Genomic DNA, 18,520 nt, shown 5'->3' on the forward strand with positions numbered 1-18,520 from the left:
CGGCCCCTGGCGGGCCGAACCCGCTGCCCCGGCACGCTCGTGGCCGGAGCAGCGGGGTACCTCCCAGCGGTAGCTGGGGGAGGATCGCAAGGCGTCCTCGACTGTGCCGCATCGACGGGCGTCGTCCCGAACCGTGCCGCTCGTGAGGGCGCCGCTGATGATCGCACGGCGGATGTCCCCCGCGGGTCAGATCTGCATCTCGCCGCCATCGACGTACAGGTCGGCTCCGAGAATGAAGCTGCTCTGTTCGGAAGCGAGGAACGCCACCACGTTGGCGACCTCGTCCGGACGCCCGATCCGGCCGAGTGGGACACCCGCGGCGAATCGTGACTTGATGGCGGCCGCGTCGTCCCCCGTACCGGCCACGCCGTCGAGTCCAGGAGTGTCGATGGTGCCCGGGGAGATCGCGTTGACCCGGATGTTCCGGCCCTTGAGTTCGTTGGCCCAGGTCCGGGCGAAGGACCGGATCGCCGCCTTGGAGGCCGCGTACGCACCGAACGCCGCGACACCGTCACCGGCGCGCACCGAGGAGTTCAGGATCACCGATGCGCCGTCGTTGAGCAGCGGCAGCGCCTTCTGCACCGTGAACACGGTGCCCCGGACGTTGACGCCGAAGGTCTCGTCCAAGTGCTCCTCGGTGACCTGCTCCAGCGTGGCGAACGACGCGGCGGCGGCGTTGGCGAACAGCACGTCCAGGCCGCGGCCACGGGCGCGGACCGCGTCGTAGAGCCGGTCCAGGTCGGCCAGGTCGGAGATGTCACCCGCCACCGCGGTGGCCCTCGCCGAGCCGATGGTCTCCACGGCCGCGTCCAGCACGGTCTTGCGCCGACCGGTGATGAACACGTGCGCGCCCTCGGCTGCCAGCCGGATGGCGGTGGCCAGGCCGATCCCGGTGCCGCCCCCGGTGATGACGGCGGTCTTGCCTTCGAGCTGTCCCACGCGAATGACCTCCACGAATTTCCGTACCGATCGATACTGAACGGGACCGTAGCAGAGATCTGCACCGACCGGTACGGAAGAGGTAGGATCGATCGCATGGAGACGCAGGGGAGGGCACCGATCGGCCGACCGAGAGGTTTCGACGCCGACGAGGCCCTCGAACAGGCCATGCGGGTCTTCTGGGAACAGGGCTACGAAGGCGCCAGCCTCACCGACCTGACCAACGCCATGGGCATCACCCGCACCAGCATGTACGCGGCTTTCGGCAACAAGGAAGACCTGTTCCGCAAGGCCCTGGACCGCTACACCGAAGGCCCCGCCTCGTACGGCGCCCGAGCCGTGCAGGAGCCCACCGCCCGGCAGGTGGCCACCGCGTTCCTCAACGGCTCCGTCCGGACCACGACCCGCCCCGGCTGTCCCACCGGGTGCCTCGGCGTCCAGGGCTCCCTTGCCGCCGGCACCCCTGGACGCACCGCCCGCGACGCCCTCATCGCCTGGCGCAACGAGGCCGTCTCCCTCCTCCGCGGCCGGTTCCAGCAAGCCGTCGACGAAGGCGACCTGTCCCCCGGCATCGATCCCGAACTGCTCGCCCGCTACCTCATGACCGTCGCCAACGGCATCGCCGTCCAAGCCGCCAGCGGCACTCCCCGTGACGACCTCCAGCAGGTGGCCGACATGGCTCTGCGGAACTGGCCGCCCGCCTGACCTGCGCACGGGGTTCACTCCACAGGGTTCCGTGAGCTGATGTGCGCCCAGACGGTTTTGCCCGGGCCGCGGCGTTCCTTGACGCCCCAGCGGTCGGCCAGCGCCTCGACCAGGAGCAGGCCACGGCCCTGTTCATCGACGGAGGTGGGAGCCTTCGGGGTGGGCTGACGGTCGTGGGTGTCCGACACCTCGATCTCCAGACGGCCGGTCTCGTGGTCGTACCGCAGGAGGAGGGCGAAGTCCCGGCCGGGGACGCGGCCGTGGAAAACGGCGTTGGCGGCCAGTTCGGCGACGACGAGCACGGCGGCGTCGCTGGGGCCGAGGCCCCAGGAGGCGAACTGGTTCGCGGCCAGCAGCCGGGCGAGCCGGGCCCCACGTCGGGTGGCGGAGAATCGCTGTGCGAACGTACGTACGGTGACGGGAACTTGGCCCTGTGGTGCGGTCATGGGCGGAAGCGTTGCGGTGAGGTCGGGGCTCCGGCCAGGTATGACACCCACCCAGTTTCTGGTGTACCAGTTGACTCGCTGGACTGGGGTCGTCACCGCGCGTGACCATAGACGTATGGGAGCAGACAGCAGCGAACCCGAAGTCTCGGACAGCCTCAAGACGTTTGGCGCCGTTTTGAAGGCGCTGCGGGATGAAGGGGGCCTGACGCAGGAGCAGTTCGCGCCGCGCGTGCGGTATTCGGTGACGTACGTCGCCAAGATGGAGCAGGGTCGGCGCTTCCCGCCGAAGGAACTCATCCCGCGGGTGGAGGAAGTCTTGGGCGCCCCCGCTGCTCGCGTCTTGGGCGCGGCCTATCGCACCCTGATGCGGAAGGCAGGGCTCGCGTCGTGGTTCCGCCCGTGGGCTGGGATCGAGGAAGAGGCCGTCTCGCTGTACACGTATGAGTGCCGGGCAATCCCGGGCCTGCTCCAGCCCGAGCCGTACATCAGGACCGTCTTTGAGCAGAGGCTGCCGCCGCTCTCCGAGGAGCAGATCGAAACGCAGGTAGCGGCACGACTGGAACGGCAGCGCCTCCTGACCGAGAGGCCGAACACTGCGTTCAGCTTCGTCGTCGAACAGGCACTCCTGGAGCGCCACATGGGAGGCGCGGGCGTGACCGGGCAGCTTTTGGACCACCTGCTGGAGCAGATGGATCGCCGCAACGTGGAGCTCCAGGTCATGCCCCTACGTCGGGAGACCCATGCGGGCATCGACGGTCTGATGTATCTCGCGGAGACGCCCCAGCACGAGTGGGTGGGATACTCCGAGGGTCAGCAATCCAGCGTGCTCATCACCAACCCGAAAGACGTGAGCGCGATGCTCCAACGCTATGGCAAGCTGCGCTCGCAGGCGCTCGGTCACGAATCCACGGTGAGCCTGCTAAAGCAGATGCGAGGAGCCCTATGACGACCACCCCTGAACTCGACTGGTTCAAGAGCAGCTACAGCGGAAGCTCCGGCGACAACTGCGTCGAGGTGGCCGTACAGCCCAATGTGGTCCACGTTCGCGACTCCAAAGACACCCAACTCGGCCAGCTGGCCATCTCGCGGCAGGCGTGGTCAGCCTTCACCACCGAACTCGGCTGGCACAAGAGCAGCTACAGCGGAAGCGAAGGAGACAACTGCGTCGAGGTCGCCATGAGCCCCGACGCCGTTCACATCCGCGACTCCAAGGACACCGACACCGGCCAGCTGGCCATCCCCCACACGGCCTGGGCCGCCTTCGTCGCGCAGCTCTGAGGAACACTCCGCGCCGCTGCCGCTAAGCTGACCGAAATCGGAGGTGGCGGTGGCGGCGCAGGCGCGTGGTGGGATGGCGGGCGACATCCAGGAGCGCATCAAACGGCTCATCATCGACCGACGACTCCCCTCCGGGGCACCGTTGCCCACCGAGACGGAGCTGATGGAGCTGCTCGGGGTCAGCCGTAACTCCGTGCGCGAGGCGCTGAAGGCGCTCCAGGCGATGGGGATCGTGGAGATCCGGCACGGCTTCGGCACCTACGTGGGGCCCATGTCGATGGCGCCCATGATCGAGGGGCTGGTCTTCCGGACCGTCGCCGGTCACTACCGCGGCGAGGAGAGTCTGCTCCAGCTGCTGGAGCTGCGGGAGGCCGTGGAGACGGGGCTGATCGCCCGGCTCGCCGGGCGGATACCGGCGAAGGACCTCCGGACGCTGGACGCGATCACGCGGCAGATGGAGGCGGAGGCGGCCGAAGGGGCCGTGCGTGCGGAGACGGATCGCGCCTTTCACGCCGCGCTGTACGGGAGCCTGGACAACACGCTGCTCAGCGAGGTGCTGGAGGCGTTCTGGGACGCGTTCCACCGGGTGCGCACGGACCTGGTGGACGTGCCGACCGACCCCCACGTCACCCTCGCCCAACACCGGCGGATTCTGGAATCCGTACGCTCCGGCGACGCCCTACGCGCCGAAGAGGCGATTCGCGACCACTTCTGCAACATTCGCAACAGACTGCGTTCTCCACATCACGAATAAGCCGTTTTCGCGACCGGCCGCGACGGGCGCTCATTGCGCACCTTTGTCCGAATAAGGGCGCGTTTCGCCTTGCGATCATGTGAGCCCGTTCGAGACCCTGAGCTGGGTGCATCACACACCAACATGCCCTGTAACAGGGGGTGTTGGGGTGCCCCGGGGGGATGTCGGACGGGAGGGGTCCGGCACACTTTGCGCACAAGCAGAAGGCGGCCATTCCATATTCGATTCCATTCGATGGGTCCGGCCGCTCCACTATCGTGCCCGTACGGCCGTGGGGGGTCGTGCCGGCAAGGAGAACGTGACGACACGCAGCCAGCCCGCGTGCGGGGGGAATGACTCATGACGTCGACGCCGACAGGCGCCCGGCAGCATTCGTATGAGCAGGGTTCGTACGACTCGTCCACCACGACGCGCTTACGCATCCCGCGGCAACAGCGAACCCACCGGCGGCGGCCGCTGCCGAAGTACGACTACGAGCACTACAGCAGGCTCGCGGGGCCACTGACCCGGCCCGACGACCCGGACAAGCCGTACCGCGTGCGCTATCGCAGCCTGCTGGCCGACGAGCCGCACCGCATCCGCGCCGCGCTGCTGCTGGGGGCGGCGCCGCTGGTGTCGCTGGGGCTGCTGGTGTGGCTGATCCAGCCCGCGCACTGGACCGACCGCGAGGGCACGAGCCCGACGATGGCGGTGCTGGACGTCATCATGCTGGTCTCGATCGGGCTGATCGAGCTGTTCCGCACGATGAACGTCGCGTCCAACGCGCACGCGACGCTCGTGGCCCGCGATCCGGTCCCGGTCGTGCCCGAGACGGGGACGAAGGTCGCCTTCATCACCACGTTCGTGCCCGGCAAGGAGCCGATCGAGATGGTGACGAAGACGCTTCAGGCGGCGGTCAGGGTACGGCACCGGGGGGAGCTGGACGTCTGGCTGCTGGACGAGGGCGACGACCTTGAGGTGAAGGAGATCTGCGCGCGCCTGGGCGTGCGCCACTTCACCCGCAAGGGCGTCGAGAAGTGGAACCAGGCCAAGGGCCCGTACCGGGCGAAGACCAAGCACGGCAACTACAACGCCTGGCTGGACGCCCACGGCGACGCGTACGACTTCTTCGCGTCGGTCGACACCGATCACGTTCCGCTGCCGAACTATCTGGAGCGGATGCTCGGTTACTTCCGCGATCCGGACATCGCCTTCGTCGTCGGCCCGCAGGTGTACGGGAATTACGACGCCGCGGTCACCAAGGCCGCCGAGAGCCAGCAGTTCCTGTTCCACGCGCTGATTCAGCGCGCCGGAAACGCGTACCGCGCGCCGATGTTCGTCGGCACCAACAACGCGGTGCGGATCAGCGCCATCAAGAGCATCGGCGGACTGTACGACTCGATCACCGAGGACATGGCCACCGGCTTCGAGCTGCACCGGCACCGCAACCCCGCCACCGGGCGGAAGTGGGGCTCGGTCTACACGCCGGACGTGCTGGCGGTGGGCGAGGGGCCGAACGCCTGGACGGACTTCTTCACCCAGCAGCTGCGCTGGTCGCGCGGCACGTACGAGACGATCCTCAAGCAGTTCTGGAAGGCGCCCTTCTCGCTGCCCGCGGGCAAGCTCTTCAACTACACCCTGATGGTGATCTTCTATCCGATGTCGGCGCTGAACTGGATTCTCGCCGGGATCAGCTGCGCGCTGTTCCTCGGATTCGGGGCGTCCGGCATCCAGATCGACCCCGCCATCTGGATGATGCTGTACGGCAATGCCTCCGCGCTCCAGATCGGCCTCTACGTCTGGAACCGGCGGCACAACGTTTCCCCGCATGAACCGGAAGGGTCGGGGGGCGTGGCCGGAATGGTGATGTCCGCGATGTCCGCCCCGATTTACGCGCGTTCCCTGATGGATGCCGTACTGCGCCGGAAGAGCCGCTTCGTCGTCACCCCCAAGGGCGACTCATCGAGCCCCGACACCCTCTTCGGGACGTTCCGGATCCATCTTTTCTTCCTGGTGGTCTTCGGCGGGTCGCTCGCCTCTTCCTTCTACTTCGGCCACAGTCATCCAGCGATGACCGTTTGGGCATCACTCGCCCTGGCTATCACAGCCGCTCCGATCATCGCCTGGCGGTGGACCGTCCGCCAGGAGAAACGGACAACGCAGCCCGCTCTTGGGGGACGATAAGACGTGAAGTACCGACCGAGTCGCCGCACCCGCCGCTTCGGAATCGGTGCGGCGGCCGTGACCGTGCTGGCCGGGATGAACGGCCCGGCGCTCTACCAATTCAGCTCCGAGCAGTATCACGATTACAAGATCAACCAACCGGAGTACAAGGCCGAGAACGGCCACTGGGACGTCGTCAACGTTCCGAAGGAATATCGGATCAATACGATCCACGCCGCCCTGCTGCACACCGGAAAGGTACTGCTGGTCGCCGGTTCCGGGAACAACGCCAAGAACTTCGACGCCAAGTCCTTCCGCACCGTCCTGTGGGACCCGGAGAAGAACACGTACCGGAACATCCCCACGCCCCAGGACCTCTTCTGCTCCGGGCACAGCCAGCTTCCGGACGGAAAGCTGCTGGTGGCGGGCGGCACGCAGCGGTACGAGAAGCTCAAGGGCGACGTCGAGAAGGCGGGCGGGCTGATGTTCGTCCACAACGAGGACCCGGACAAGCCGAAGACCCTCCCGGCCGGGACGCGCTTCACGGGCAAGGAGAACGGCAAGACCTTCGAGTCCAAGGACCCGGTCCTCGTCCCGCGCGCGAAGAAGAAGACGAACGCCAAGACCGGAAAGGTCACCGTCACCGCCAGCACGGCGCGCGTCTATGTCGAGGCGCGCCGGAAGGGCAAGAAGTACCAGACCGGGACCGAGGACAATTACCGGATCTCCGGGCTGAAGGGCAAGGACCGGCAGAACTTCTACGGCATCGCACAGAAGCTGTCGTTCGACAAGAAGGACTTCCAGGGCATCAAGCAGGCTTACGAATTCGACCCGGAGTCGGAGCGGTACATCACCGTCGACCCGATGAACGAGGCCCGCTGGTATCCGACCCTGACGACCTTGCAGGACGGCAGTGTGCTGTCCGTGTCCGGGCTCGATGAAATCGGCCAGGTCGTGCCGGGCAAGAACGAGATCTACAACCCGAAGACGAAGAAGTGGAAGTATCTGCCGAAGCAGCGCTTCTTCCCCACCTACCCCGCGCTCTTCCTCACCGAGAAGGGCCGCATCTTCTACACCGGATCGAATGCCGGATACGGACCGGACGACAAGGGCCGCATCCCGGGGATCTGGGATCTGAAGAGCAACAAGTTCCAGGTGGTGCCGGGCATCAGCGACCCGAAGCTGCTGGAGACGTCGATGTCGGTCATGCTGCCGCCGGCGCAGGACCAGCGGTTCATGGTGCTGGGCGGCGGCGGGGTCGGCGAGTCCACCCGGTCCACCGCCGGGACCCGGATCGTCGATCTGAAGGACGATCAGCCGCGCTTCAAGGACGGACCGGATCTGTACGAGAAGGTGCGCTATCCGAGCAGCGTCATCCTGCCGGACGACACGGTCCTGACCACCAACGGCTCCGGCGACTACCGGGGGCGCAGCGACACCAACGTACTGAAGGCCGAGCTGTACGACCCGAAGACCAACCGCACGCGCGGGGTCGCCGATCCGCTGGTCGGGCGCAACTACCACTCGGGCGCGCTGCTGCTGCCGGACGGGCGGGTCATGAGCTTCGGCTCCGACTCGCTGTTCCAGGACAAGGCCAACACCAAGCCGGGCGAGTTCCAGCAGCAGATCGACCTCTACACGCCGCCCTACCTGTACCGGGACTCGCGGCCGAAGCTCGCCGCGGAGGGCGGCCCGAAGACGGTCAAGCTGGGCGCGACGGCCACGTACCAGACCGCGCACGCCTCGGCGATCAAGAAGATGCGGCTGATCCGGCCCAGCTCCTTCACCCATGTGACCAACGTCGAGCAGCGGTCGATCGCACTCGACTTCAAGCAGACGAAGGACGGCATCACGGTGCGCCTGCCGAAGGACTCCTCACTGGTGCCGCCGGGCTACTACATGCTCAACGCGGTCGACGACCAGGGAACGCCGTCGAAGGCGGTGTGGGTGAAGGTGCCCGCCGCGTCCACGGGCGGGGCGGGCACCTCCGGCTGAGCGGTGCCTATTCGGCGTTCCGGGCGAGATCGAGTGCGTAGCGCGGCCACCACTGGCCCGCCTTGGGGCCGCCCTTGCAGGGGCCGTCCGACTCGCCCGGGCGCTTGATCCAGAGGTAGGCGTCGACCTTCTGGTCGCCGGTGTCGACCGTCGGCGGTTCGCCCAGCGCCCGGCCCTTGGGGTTGCACCAGGCTTCCGGGTCGTCCTTGCCGGGGGCCGGGCCGTTGCCGTTGCGGCTGGTGTCGATCACGAAGGGCTTGCCGCCGACCATCGCGGACAGCTTCTTGCCGTAGGTCTTGTTCTCCGCGGTGGTCTGGTAGTTGGAGATGTTCAGCGCGAAGCCGTCCGCCTTGGCGATCCCGGCGCGCTTGAGCGGCCCGGCCATCACCCGCGGGTCCTTGATCCAGTGCGGGTTGCCGGCGTCCAGGTAGACCTTGGTGCGGGGCAGGCCCTTGAGCTTGTCGACGGCGCCGGTGAGCAGGTCGTACCGCTCCTCGTGGAACTTCTTCGGCGTGCAGCCGTCCGCCACGTGCGGCAGTGCGTCGGGCTCCAGGATCACCGTGGCGGGGCGGCCGCCGATGCCCCGGACGGCCTTGTCGAGCCACGCCCGGTAGGCGGCGCCGTCCGCCGCGCCGCCCTTGGAGTACTGGCCGCAGTCGCGGTGCGGGATGTTGTAGAAGACCAATAACGCGTCGCGGTCCGCGTGCGCGGCGGCCTCGGTGAAGCCGCGCGCCTGTCCCTCCGGGTTGTCCACCCCCAGCCACTCCGCGACCGGCTGCTCGGCGATCTTCTGTATCAGCTGGGCGTCGTCGTCCGCGCCCTTCTTGCGGTACGCGGCAACCTGCTTGGCGGCGCTGCCGTCGGGGTTGACCCAGTACGGGACGGTGGCCTTGGGGCGCTGCTTCTGACGGGCGGGCGGGGCAGCATGGTTGTTTTCCTTGGGGCCCTCGGAGGCGCCGAAGCAGCCGGTGAGCGTCGCGAGCGACAGCAGCGCTCCGGCGGCCGCCACGCCGTTGCGCCTGAGATTCCGCTTACGGTTGTGGTGACGGGCAACGGTGTGCCGACGGCCGGTGTAACTGCCGTACATCCACTCCCCCTTGGGTGCACGCTCCGGGGGAGGACAGTGAGCCCCCGGGTGGGACAAGCCGGTCGAATCCATCCTTGCACAGGGCCGCTGCCGCCCGGGCCCGCATCCTCAACCGGAGGCGGGTTTTCGCCCGTCCGGCGCGATTCGCACGGCGTCCTACCGACGGAGGCGACGTCGCAGGCCCCGACGGAGGCGGCCCCGGCGGGGAGCGCGGGCTGCCGGGCGGGGCGAGCCGAGGTCGCGGCTCGCGGGACGCCAGGGGCGGTCGGGGGACTCGATCGGTGCTTTACGTTCCGCTTGTGCCCTGACCTCCAGGTGGGACTGATAGCCCGACACCTGCCACGCCTGGTCATGGGCCGCCACGGCCGCGCGGATCGCCGACCCCGCGACGCCCCGGCGACGGGCCAGGACGGCCAGCCAGACGAAGAAGCCCATGACGGCGGCCAGCGCGCCGACGAAGATCAGATACGGCAGGAACCCACCCATACGGCCACCACGCCTCCCCGGACCCTACGGATCCCGCTTGTCGCGTCCATCGCGTCCATCACGTCCAGTACGCCGGAAACGCACCACCCCCGCGTCCAGATCGACCTGGACAGGAGGCGGCCCTTCCGCCGGTCTCACGTTCTTGCGCACCCGCTCCTGTTCCATGCCGCGCCGCAGGGCCCGCGCCGCCGGGTCACCCTCCTGGAGGAAGTCGACGCCGATCGACGACAGGGTCTTGCGCTTGCGCCAGTAGATCCAGCCCCGGCGCTCCATCCATAACAGGACGCGGTCCGCGAGGAACACGGCGGCCCCGAGCGCTGCGGCGCCTCCCGCTACCAGCAGCACGGTGGTCACCATGACCGGAGAACGGGCGGGCGTCAGCCCGCGTTCCCGGGGGTGGTCCGGGGCGTCGGGTGCTTCGGGGGCTTCGTGTCCGTCAGATACGCGGACACCACCACGTTCGCCGAATACGTCCGCGTCTTCCGGTCGAACCGTCCGCCGCACGTGATCAGCCGCAGCTCCGCCCGGCCGCCGGTCCGCGCCCCGTACACCCGGCGGGCGTCGAAGTGCTTGGCGGTCACCATCGCCACGTCCTCCACCGTGAACTCCGCCGTCGAACCGTCCGACCGGGCGACCCGGAGCGTCTCGCCGCGCCGGAGGTCGCTCAGCCGGTAGAAGACCGCGGGCTTGGACCGGGTGTCGACGTGGCCGACCAGCACCGCCGCCCCCGCCGTGCCCGGCTCGGGCCCGCCCCGGTACCAGGCGACGGAGTCCGCTCGGCGGAAGGGCGGCGGCTTCACGGCCCCCTCGCGGTCCAGGCCGGAGGCGATGACCGGGGCATGGACCCCGGCCGCCGCGATGTCGATGCGTTCCGGCCGCGCGGCCGGAAGCGGGGCGTGCGCCTCGGGCAGCGGATGGGCCGGGGGACGGCCGACCGCGGCCGCGTCCCCCGTCATCGGCGCCGGGGCGCCCGTACCGTCGGTGATGTCCCGGCCCCACATCCACAGCCCGAGCAGCAGCGCCACCCAGACCAGGCCCATGGCCAGCCGTCCGGCTCCGGGGAAGCGCGACTCAGACATCGCCGCCCACCCGCTGCCGCTGCCGACGCCGCCGTACCGCGAGCCCCGCGACGGCCACCGCCGTACCGCCGGACAGCACCAGGCCGTACGCCTCCGCGCCGCCGACGCCGCCCCGTGGCCACCGGCCCTCGGTCTCGGCGGGCCGCGGCGCGCCGCCTCCGCCCGCGTGCACGGGCGCGACGGGCGAGGGCGGGCGCTCCACGGCGACGGACACCTTCCCGGTGCCCCCCGGCTCCACGCCGCCGCCGCAGTCCACGGAGACCCGATGCGCGCCCTTGGTCGCCGTCGAGCGGATGGTCGCCTCGCTGAACAGCCCGTCGCCGTCGGGGGTCAGCTCCGCGTCGCTGACGAACACCGGCGACGTGGCCGTCGCCGCCGTGCCCTGGCAGCCGAAGGCCCGTACCTCCACCTCGGTGCCGGGCGCGATGGCGAGCGGGCTGACCCGGATCGTGGCGGTTCCGTCGTGGCGCTGATCGGCGAGAGCGGGCCCCGAGGCGATGAGGCAGAGGGCTGCCGTACAGAGCGTGAGGGTGGCGATGCGCATCGTGAACCTCCCACCACGAGGCTCACGCGCCCTGCCCGGGCCCGCATCCGCTGCGGACCCGGCCCTGCTCCATATGGGTGCTCAGACGACGCGTTCCACCAGGTCCGCGATCGAGTCGACGACGGTGGACGGCCGGTACGGGAAGCGGTCGACCTGGTCGGACTGGGTCACCCCGGTGAGCACGAGGAACGTCTCCATGCCCGCCTCCAGACCGGCCCGCACGTCCGTGTCCATCCGGTCGCCGATCATCGCGCTGCTCTCGGAGTGCGCACCGATCGCGTTCAGCCCGGCGCGCATCATCAGCGGATTCGGCTTGCCGACGAAGTACGGCTCCTGGCCCGTCGCCTTGGTGATCAGCGCCGCGACCGAGCCCGTGGCGGGCAGCGCACCCTCGGCCGAGGGGCCGGTCTCGTCCGGGTTGGTCGCGATGAACCGGGCCCCGTCGTTGATCAGGCGGATGGCCTTGGTGAGCGCCTCGAAGCTGTACGTACGGGTCTCACCGAGCACGACGTAATCCGGCTCGACGTCGGTCAGGACGTACCCGATGTCGTGCAGGGCGGTCGTCAGCCCCGCCTCCCCGATCACATACGCGGTGCCGCCGGGGCGCTGCTCGTCCAGGAACTGGCCGGTGGCCAGCGCCGACGTCCAGATGTTCTCGACCGGCACGTCGAGGCCGATGCGGGACAGCCGGGCGTGCAGGTCGCGCGGGGTGTAGATGGAATTGTTCGTGAGCACGAGGAACGGCCTGCCGGACTCGCGCAGCCGCTTGATGAAGGCGTCGGCCCCGGGCACCGGTATGCCCTCGTGCATCAGCACCCCGTCCATGTCGGTGAGCCATGACTCGATCGGCTTGCGCTCTGCCACTGGTTGCTCTCCGCTCGGCTTGACCGTCTGGGCGACGTCCACAGCCTAACCGGGGCCTCCGGAGCCTCAGCGCGACAGACCCGCACAGCTGTCCGATCCTGAGGGGAGGGGGAACGCGAGCCGACCGGTAACCGTAAGGAGACCGCCATGGGCATCATGGACAAGCTGAAGGACGCGATCGGCAAGAACCCGGACAAGAGCCGCCAAGCCGCACGCAAGGGGGCGGACGCCGCCGACAAGAAGACAGGCGGCAAGCACTCGGAGCAGGTCCAGCGCGGCTCGGACAAGGTCGACGACGAGCTCCGCCGCCGGGGCGAGGGGCCCCGGGGCGGTTAGCGGCAGCGTCCTCAGCGCCTCGCGCGCCGGGACTTCACGACGAGGGCGGCCCCGCCTGCCACGAGTCCGACACTGATCACGCCGAGCCCGGCGAGCCGGACGTTCTGTCCGGTGGCGGCCAGCTCGGGCTTCCAGTGCTCGGGGCGGCGGGCGCCGCCCTCGTCACTTTTGTCGCTTTCCTCACTTTCCTCGCTTTCCTCGTCCTGCTCGTGCCCGTCCTCGTGCCCACCGGTGCCGCTTTCGTCGGTGCCGCCGGTTTCGGTTCCGGTGCCGGGGTCCGAGCCGGGCGGGGTCTCGGTGCCGGTTTCGTAGCCGGGGTCGGTGCCGGTGTCGGTTCCGGGATCGGTTTCGGTGTTGGTGCCTGTTTCGGTTCCGGTCTCGGTGCCTGTTTCGGTTCCGGGGTCGGTTTCGGTGTCGCTACCGGTCTCGGTTCCGGTGTCGGTCCCGGTATCCACGTCGGTGTCGGTGCCCGTCTCCGCGCTCGTGTCGGTGCCGGGGTCCGCCTCCGTATCCGTCGCGTCCGTGCCCGCCTCGTCCGTGCCGGTGCCCAGATCCGTCTCGACGCCCAGGTCTTCGTCGGTGCCGGAATCCGCCAGGCCCTCGGTGCCCTGGTCCGCCTCGCTCTCGGGGCTCGGCGGCACCGCGACGGGGCTCCGCTCCAGGCGGCGGGTCGGGCTCGGCGCGGCAGTCGGCTCCGGGGGCGGGTCGACGCTCAACTCCGGCTCACGCTCCGGCTCCGGCTCCGGCTCGGCGCTGGGCACGGGCTCGGCGCTCGGCACGAGCTCGGCACTGGGCTCCGGCTCGGCACTGGGCACGGGCTTGGCGCTGGGCTCCGGCTCGGCGCTGGGCTCGGGCTCGGCGCTGGGCTCGGGCGCGTGATCCGCCCCCGCCGTGGCGTCCGCGCCGGGGTCCGCCGCCGCGCCGATCCGGAACGCGTAGTCGTTCGACTGCCCGACCCAGTCCCCGTCGTCCGCGCGCCGCTGGACGGCGATGGCGTTGGCCGTGACCGGGCCCAGGGGTGCGTCGGTGGTGAAGCGGGAGCGTATGCGTACGTCGACCGTCTTCCCGGCCGCCACGGTGAACCCCTTGAAGTCCTTCTCGAACACCCCGATGTTCTCGTCCTCGTCGGTCGTCTGGAAGGAAACGGGCCGCCAGGTGCCGCCGTCCGCGTACGGGTCCAGGAACTCGAACTGGATCTGGCGGGGCCGCAGCGCATGGCCCTGGTCGACGAGGACCGCGACGGGGTGGACGGCCCGGCAGCCGGTGTCCGTGGTGTTGCGCAGTTCCAGGTGCCACTGCTGCCACCCGGCCCCCCGCGCGTAGTGGTCCGGCCCGCCGCGCAGCCGGGTCTCTATGGGGAAGTCGGCGGCGGTCTCGTCCCCGCAGGTCGGGGCGGGTTCGGCCGCGGCGACGGGCGCCCCGATCCCGTACAGGGCCGGGGCGAGGGCGAGCGCGGCGGCGGGCAGGGCGGTACGGAGGGACAGGGCCGTACGGAGGGACAGGGCGGCGCGGAGGGACAGGGCGGTGGGCAGGCGCATGGGTGACCTCTGCTGGCAGCGGCGTATCCCCGAGCACTCCGCCACATTCCGCGTCCGCACGCCGACACACCGCGGGAGCGGCCGATTGACCCCGACTGGCCGTCAACAAACGCTCGATCAGCCCAATGCGAAGAGCGGGGCGAGCACGAGCTGCGCCGCTCCCTCGACCACCGCCCGGGCCCCGCCGCGTACGGCGTCGACCGGGACCGTGGGGCGGCTGGTGCGGGCGGCGTCCTCGGCGAGCACGGCGGCCACGCCGCGTACGTACGGGGCGGGGTCGGCCAGCACGATCCGGCCGCCGAGCAGCACCCGGTCGATGTCGAGGAGCCGTACGAGGTTGGCGGCGCCGACGCCGAGCAGCCGGGCCGCGTGCGCCTGTTCGCCGCGGGCGACGGCGGCCAGGCACAGGGCTTCGAGGCAGCCGCGGTTGCCGCAGCCGCAGGGCGGGCCGTCGAGCTGGACCACCTGGTGCCCGAACTCCCCCGCGTCCGTCCGCGCGCCCCGGTACACGCCGCCGCCGAGCACGAGCCCGGCGCCGAGGCCGGTGCCGAGGTGCAGATACGCGAACGAGTCGGCGGCCGGGGCCGCGAGGCCCAGGGCGGCGGCGTTGGTGTCCTTGTCGAGGACGACAGGCAGGCCGAGCCGCCGGGCGAGCGCGTCGCGCAGCGGGAGCCCGTCCCACTGCGGGAAGCCGGTGACCCGGTGCAGTACGCCGGAGCCGTGGTCGAGCGGGCCGGGCGCGGCGACCCCCACCCCGAGCAGCCCTTCCGCGGCGGTATCGGCGATCAGCGCCTCGACCTCCGACGCCGCCGCCGTCAGCGCCCGCTCCGCCGGGGCGCCGAAGTCGAAGCGCGCCGTACGGAGGGCCACCGGGGTGCCCGCGAGGTCGACCAGGACCGCCGTCAGCTCGTCGCGGTCCAGGTGCAGGCCGATCGCGTGGCGGGCGTCCGGGACCAGGCGGAGCACGGTGCGCGGCTTGCCGCCGGTCGAGGCGCGGCGGCCCGCCTCGGCCGCCAGCCCCTCGGCCCGCAGCCGGGCCGTGATCTTGCTGACGGCCTGCGGGGTGAGGCCCGTGCGGTCGGCCAGCTCCAGCCTGCTGACGCCGTCCTGGCCCGCGTCGCGCAGCAGGCGCAGGACGAGGGCGGCGTTGTGGCTGCGCAGGGCGGACAGATTGGCTCCGGGCCCGGCCGCCCCCGACATCGTGCTGTTCACATCCCCATTGTGGTCATCGCTTGCGCTTTAGCAACACTGTTGTCAAAGTGGCCGCATGGATGCCAATAGCAGGGATGACAGCAACAGGGACAAGAGCACGCTCCGGGCAGGGCTGATCGGCTACGGCCTCGCGGGCTCCGTCTTCCACGCCCCCCTGATCGCCGCCGCCGACGGCCTCGCCCTCGACACCGTCGTCACCGCCAGCCCCGAGCGGCAGCAGCAGGCCCGCGACGAGCACCCCGGCGTGCGCATCGCCGCATCCGCCGACGAGCTGTGGGCGCGGGCCGGTGAGCTGGACCTGATCGTCATCGCCTCCCCCAACCGCACCCACGTCCCGCTCGCGCGCGCCGCGCTCGAGGGCGGGCTGCCGGTCGTCGTGGACAAGCCGCTGGCCGCGACCGCCGCCGAGGCCGAGGAGCTGGCCGCGCTCGCCGAGGCCCGCGGGCTGCTGCTGAGCGCCTTCCAGAACCGCCGCTGGGACAACGACTTCCTGACCCTGCGCAAGCTGCTCGCCGACGGCGCGCTCGGCGAGGTGCTGCGCTTCGAGTCGCGCTTCGAGCGGTGGCGGCCGCAGCTCAAGGGCGGCTGGCGGGAGTCCGGCGACCCGGCCGAGATCGGCGGGCTGCTGTACGACCTGGGCAGCCACCTGGTCGACCAGGCGCTCACCCTCTTCGGCCCGGCCGTCTCCGTCTACGCCGAGGTCGACGTACGCCGCGCCGGGGCGGAGGCCGACGACGACACGTTCATCGCCATCCACCACGCCAACGGCGTCCGCTCGCAGCTGTGGATGAGCGCGATCACCGCCCAGCTCGGCCCGCGCTTCCGGGTGCTGGGCAGCGAGGCGGGCTACGTCAAGTACGGCCTCGACCCGCAGGAAGCGGCGCTCCGCGAGGGCCTGCGCCCCACGGAATCCGGGGCGTGGGGCGCCGAGCCCGAGTCCGCGTGGGGTCGGCTGGGCGCGGGCGAGTCGCCGCTGACCGGCGGCGGGCGGCCCGTCCCCACCGTCCGGGGCGACTACCCCGCGTACTACGCCGCGATCGCCACCGCGCTGCGCGACGGCACCCCGCCCCCGGTCACCGCGGCCGAGGCGGCGTCGGCGCTGCGGGTGCTGGAGGCGGCCCGGGTGTCGGCGACGGAGGGCCGTACGGTCCGTATCGACAACCCGCTCGGAGGCGCCGCATGAGCACCCAGGATCACGCGGACCTCATCGCCCGCCTGGAGGAGCAGGAGCGCCGGCTGCGCCTCCCGTCCCTCAGCAACGACGACGCGTGGCGCCTCGGCTGCCTGATCGCCGAGCTGGCCGAGGAGCGCGGCGCGGCCGTCACCATCGGCGTACGCCGCAGCGGCCAGCGCCTCTTCCACCGCGCCCTGCCCGGCACCACGGCCGACAACGACGCCTGGCTGGAGCGCAAGTGCCGGGTCGTCGACCGCTACGCCGCCTCCTCCTATCTCGTCGGCACCCGCTTCCGGGCGAAGGGCACCACCTTCGAGGAGTCCTCCCGGCTCGACCCCGACCGCTACGCCGCGCACGGCGGCGCCTTCCCGCTCCATGTGACCGGTACGGGCGTCATCGGCACGGTCGCCGTCTCGGGCCTGCCGCAGGCGGAGGACCACGCGCTGGTGGTGGCGGCCCTGGAACGGTTCCTCGACCAGTCCTGACCTGCGACATCGCTTCGCCGGGCGCCGAAGCTTTCCGCGCCTACGGTGAAGCGCATGGCGACGAAAACCGGTACCCCGGACATACCGACCACCCGCGGGCCCGCGCGCGTCCTGTCGTTCGCGCTGGTCGCGGTGTGTACGGGCTACTTCATGGTCATCCTGGACAGCACGATCGTGAACGTCGCCCTGCCCGCCCTGCGGACCGACCTGCGGGCGGGCGTCAACGGCCTCCAGTGGGTCGTTGACGGCTATCTGCTGGTGCTGGCCGCCGGGCTGCTGTCCGGCGGGGCGCTCGCGGACCGCTTCGGCGCCCGGCGGGTGTTCCAGGCCGGGCTCGGGGTGTTCGTGGTGGCGTCGCTCGGCTGCGGGCTGGCCCCCGACGTACCGGTGCTGGTGCTCGCGCGGGTGGCACAGGGGGCCGGGGCGGCGCTGTCGGTACCGGCCTCGCTGGCGCTGCTGCGGGCCGCGTACGACGACCGGACGACGCGCGCCCGCGCGATCGGGGTGTGGGGCGGCATCGCCGGGGTGGCCGCGGCGGGCGGCCCGCTCCTCGGCGGCGTCCTGGTCGCCGCGGTCGGCTGGCGGTGGGTGTTCTTCGTCAACGTGCCCATCGGGCTGGCCGCGATGGCGCTGACCGCGCGGTACGTTCCGGCGCCGCGCGCGCAGACCGGCAAGGGGCTGGACCCGGCCGGCCAGATCACCGGCGTAGTGGCGCTGACCGCGCTGGCGCTCGCCATGATCGAGGGCGGCCGCACCGGGGTGAACGCGCTGGTGGCGGGCAGTGCGCTGGTGTTCGTCCTGGCGGGCGCCGGGTTCCTGGCCGTCGAACGGACGGTGCGCACGCCGATGCTGCCGCTCGGGCTGTTCCGCAACGCCACCTTCTCCGGCGGCACGGCGGTCGGCCTGCTGATCAACCTGGGCTTCTACGGCGAACTGTTCGTCATCAACCTCTACTTCCAGCAGACCCTGCACTACTCCGCGCTGTTCGCCGGGCTCGCCCTGCTGCCGCAGATGGGCGTGGTGGCGGCCGGTTCATGGCTCTCCGGGCGCTTCACGGCGCGGGTCGGCAGCCCGCGGCCCACGCTGCTCGTCGGCCTGGCCACGGGCGGGGCGGGGCTGCTCGCGCTCACCGGGCTCACCGCGGCGGTCGCGCACGTTCCGTATCCGCTGCTGGTGCTCCCGCTGATGGCCACCGGTTTCGGGATGTCGTTCACCATGCCCGCCGTGACGACGGCCGTCACCGACGGCGTGCCCGGCGAGCAGGCCGGGCTCGCCTCCGGCGTGATCAACGCGTCACGCCAGACCGGCGGCGTCATCGGCGTCGCCCTCCTCGGCGCGCTGGCCGGTCAGGGTGGGCTCGCCGGGCTGCGGACGGCGCTGGCCGTCGCGGGGCTGGCCTTCCTCGCCGGGGCCCTGATAACCCTGCGCACCGTCGACCGCGCCGTGCCATGATCCA

At 70.9% G+C, this 18,520-nt stretch carries 20 protein-coding genes; 10 read left to right on the forward strand and 10 right to left on the reverse strand.

Going from position 1 to position 18,520, the window contains the following annotated elements; translation table 11 throughout:
- Nucleotides 1–186: 186 nt before the first annotated feature.
- On the reverse strand, nucleotides 187–939 hold the full coding sequence (locus tag HYQ63_RS16745; protein ID WP_179934647.1) for an SDR family NAD(P)-dependent oxidoreductase: 753 nt from the start codon (nucleotides 937–939) through the stop codon (nucleotides 187–189).
- Nucleotides 940–1,035: 96 nt separating this feature from the next.
- Here HYQ63_RS16745 and HYQ63_RS16750 point away from each other — a divergent pair, with 96 nt between their 5' ends.
- The gene (locus HYQ63_RS16750) at nucleotides 1,036–1,644 is read left to right on the forward strand and encodes a TetR/AcrR family transcriptional regulator (RefSeq protein WP_179934649.1); all 609 of its coding nucleotides are present in this window, start codon (nucleotides 1,036–1,038) and stop codon (nucleotides 1,642–1,644) included.
- 14 nt (nucleotides 1,645–1,658) lie between these two features.
- Here HYQ63_RS16750 and HYQ63_RS16755 read toward each other — a convergent pair whose 3' ends face one another.
- Nucleotides 1,659–2,090, reverse strand: a complete 432-nt coding sequence (locus HYQ63_RS16755) for an ATP-binding protein (protein ID WP_179934651.1) — start codon at nucleotides 2,088–2,090, stop codon at nucleotides 1,659–1,661.
- A 115-nt stretch (nucleotides 2,091–2,205) separates the two neighbouring features.
- On the opposite strand from HYQ63_RS16755, the gene HYQ63_RS16760 reads away from it, so the two are divergent.
- The 5 genes from HYQ63_RS16760 to HYQ63_RS16780 all read left to right on the forward strand — a co-directional run bounded on the left by HYQ63_RS16760 (nucleotide 2,206) and on the right by HYQ63_RS16780 (nucleotide 8,259).
- Complete coding sequence (locus HYQ63_RS16760; protein WP_179934653.1) at nucleotides 2,206–3,036, forward strand: helix-turn-helix transcriptional regulator; 831 nt, start codon at nucleotides 2,206–2,208, stop codon at nucleotides 3,034–3,036.
- Entirely contained in the window at nucleotides 3,033–3,368 is a 336-nt protein-coding gene (locus HYQ63_RS16765; protein WP_179934655.1) for a DUF397 domain-containing protein, read from the forward strand. Before HYQ63_RS16760 ends, HYQ63_RS16765 begins: the two co-directional genes overlap by 4 nt.
- A 73-nt stretch (nucleotides 3,369–3,441) precedes the next feature.
- Nucleotides 3,442–4,122, forward strand: coding sequence for a FadR/GntR family transcriptional regulator (locus tag HYQ63_RS16770; RefSeq protein WP_179940188.1), 681 nt, complete (start codon nucleotides 3,442–3,444; stop codon nucleotides 4,120–4,122).
- A 339-nt stretch (nucleotides 4,123–4,461) separates the two neighbouring features.
- The gene (locus HYQ63_RS16775; RefSeq protein ID WP_179934657.1) at nucleotides 4,462–6,285 is read left to right on the forward strand and encodes a glycosyltransferase family 2 protein; all 1,824 of its coding nucleotides are present in this window, start codon (nucleotides 4,462–4,464) and stop codon (nucleotides 6,283–6,285) included.
- 3 nt (nucleotides 6,286–6,288) lie between these two features.
- A complete protein-coding gene (locus tag HYQ63_RS16780; protein ID WP_179934659.1) occupies nucleotides 6,289–8,259 on the forward strand; it encodes a kelch motif-containing protein in 1,971 nt (656 codons plus the stop codon).
- A 7-nt stretch (nucleotides 8,260–8,266) separates the two neighbouring features.
- Here the strand turns inward: HYQ63_RS16780 and HYQ63_RS16785 are convergent, their stop codons facing one another.
- The 6 genes from HYQ63_RS16785 to HYQ63_RS16810 all read right to left on the reverse strand — a co-directional run bounded on the left by HYQ63_RS16785 (nucleotide 8,267) and on the right by HYQ63_RS16810 (nucleotide 12,319).
- Nucleotides 8,267–9,346, reverse strand: a complete 1,080-nt coding sequence (locus HYQ63_RS16785) for a glycoside hydrolase family 6 protein (protein ID WP_179934661.1) — start codon at nucleotides 9,344–9,346, stop codon at nucleotides 8,267–8,269.
- Between the two features lie 156 nt (nucleotides 9,347–9,502).
- A complete protein-coding gene (locus HYQ63_RS16790; protein ID WP_179934663.1) occupies nucleotides 9,503–9,832 on the reverse strand; it encodes a hypothetical protein in 330 nt (109 codons plus the stop codon).
- A 24-nt stretch (nucleotides 9,833–9,856) separates the two neighbouring features.
- Entirely contained in the window at nucleotides 9,857–10,189 is a 333-nt protein-coding gene (locus HYQ63_RS16795) for a hypothetical protein (RefSeq protein ID WP_257231903.1), read from the reverse strand.
- Between the two features lie 20 nt (nucleotides 10,190–10,209).
- A complete protein-coding gene (locus HYQ63_RS16800) occupies nucleotides 10,210–10,911 on the reverse strand; it encodes a class F sortase (RefSeq protein WP_179934665.1) in 702 nt (233 codons plus the stop codon).
- Nucleotides 10,904–11,455, reverse strand: a complete 552-nt coding sequence (locus HYQ63_RS16805) for a hypothetical protein (RefSeq protein ID WP_179934667.1) — start codon at nucleotides 11,453–11,455, stop codon at nucleotides 10,904–10,906. Before HYQ63_RS16805 ends, HYQ63_RS16800 begins: the two co-directional genes overlap by 8 nt.
- An 81-nt stretch (nucleotides 11,456–11,536) precedes the next feature.
- Nucleotides 11,537–12,319, reverse strand: a complete 783-nt coding sequence (locus HYQ63_RS16810) for an HAD-IIA family hydrolase (protein WP_123104965.1) — start codon at nucleotides 12,317–12,319, stop codon at nucleotides 11,537–11,539.
- A 147-nt stretch (nucleotides 12,320–12,466) separates the two neighbouring features.
- On the opposite strand from HYQ63_RS16810, the gene HYQ63_RS16815 reads away from it, so the two are divergent.
- Complete coding sequence (locus tag HYQ63_RS16815) at nucleotides 12,467–12,655, forward strand: antitoxin (protein WP_179934668.1); 189 nt, start codon at nucleotides 12,467–12,469, stop codon at nucleotides 12,653–12,655.
- An 11-nt stretch (nucleotides 12,656–12,666) separates the two neighbouring features.
- On the opposite strand, the gene HYQ63_RS16820 is transcribed toward HYQ63_RS16815, so the two are convergent.
- Complete coding sequence (locus HYQ63_RS16820) at nucleotides 12,667–14,193, reverse strand: hypothetical protein (RefSeq protein ID WP_179934670.1); 1,527 nt, start codon at nucleotides 14,191–14,193, stop codon at nucleotides 12,667–12,669.
- A 117-nt stretch (nucleotides 14,194–14,310) separates the two neighbouring features.
- Nucleotides 14,311–15,393: an ROK family transcriptional regulator gene (locus tag HYQ63_RS16825; RefSeq protein ID WP_179940192.1), complete on the reverse strand. Its 1,083-nt coding sequence runs from the start codon at nucleotides 15,391–15,393 to the stop codon at nucleotides 14,311–14,313.
- Between the two features lie 67 nt (nucleotides 15,394–15,460).
- On the opposite strand from HYQ63_RS16825, the gene HYQ63_RS16830 reads away from it, so the two are divergent.
- The 3 genes from HYQ63_RS16830 to HYQ63_RS16840 are packed head-to-tail and all read left to right on the forward strand — an operon-like array spanning nucleotide 15,461 to nucleotide 18,516.
- Nucleotides 15,461–16,588 carry a Gfo/Idh/MocA family oxidoreductase gene (locus HYQ63_RS16830; protein WP_179934672.1) on the forward strand — a complete coding sequence of 376 codons (1,128 nt, stop codon included), beginning with the start codon at nucleotides 15,461–15,463 and terminating at the stop codon, nucleotides 16,586–16,588.
- Nucleotides 16,585–17,064: a heme-degrading domain-containing protein gene (locus HYQ63_RS16835; RefSeq protein WP_179934674.1), complete on the forward strand. Its 480-nt coding sequence runs from the start codon at nucleotides 16,585–16,587 to the stop codon at nucleotides 17,062–17,064. Before HYQ63_RS16830 ends, HYQ63_RS16835 begins: the two co-directional genes overlap by 4 nt.
- A gap of 54 nt (nucleotides 17,065–17,118) precedes the next feature.
- Complete coding sequence (locus HYQ63_RS16840) at nucleotides 17,119–18,516, forward strand: DHA2 family efflux MFS transporter permease subunit (RefSeq protein ID WP_257231904.1); 1,398 nt, start codon at nucleotides 17,119–17,121, stop codon at nucleotides 18,514–18,516.
- Nucleotides 18,517–18,520: the final 4 nt, after the last annotated feature.

It is taken from the genome of Streptomyces sp. Rer75 (assembly GCF_013414305.1).
GTDB classification, from domain to species: domain Bacteria; phylum Actinomycetota; class Actinomycetes; order Streptomycetales; family Streptomycetaceae; genus Streptomyces; species Streptomyces himastatinicus.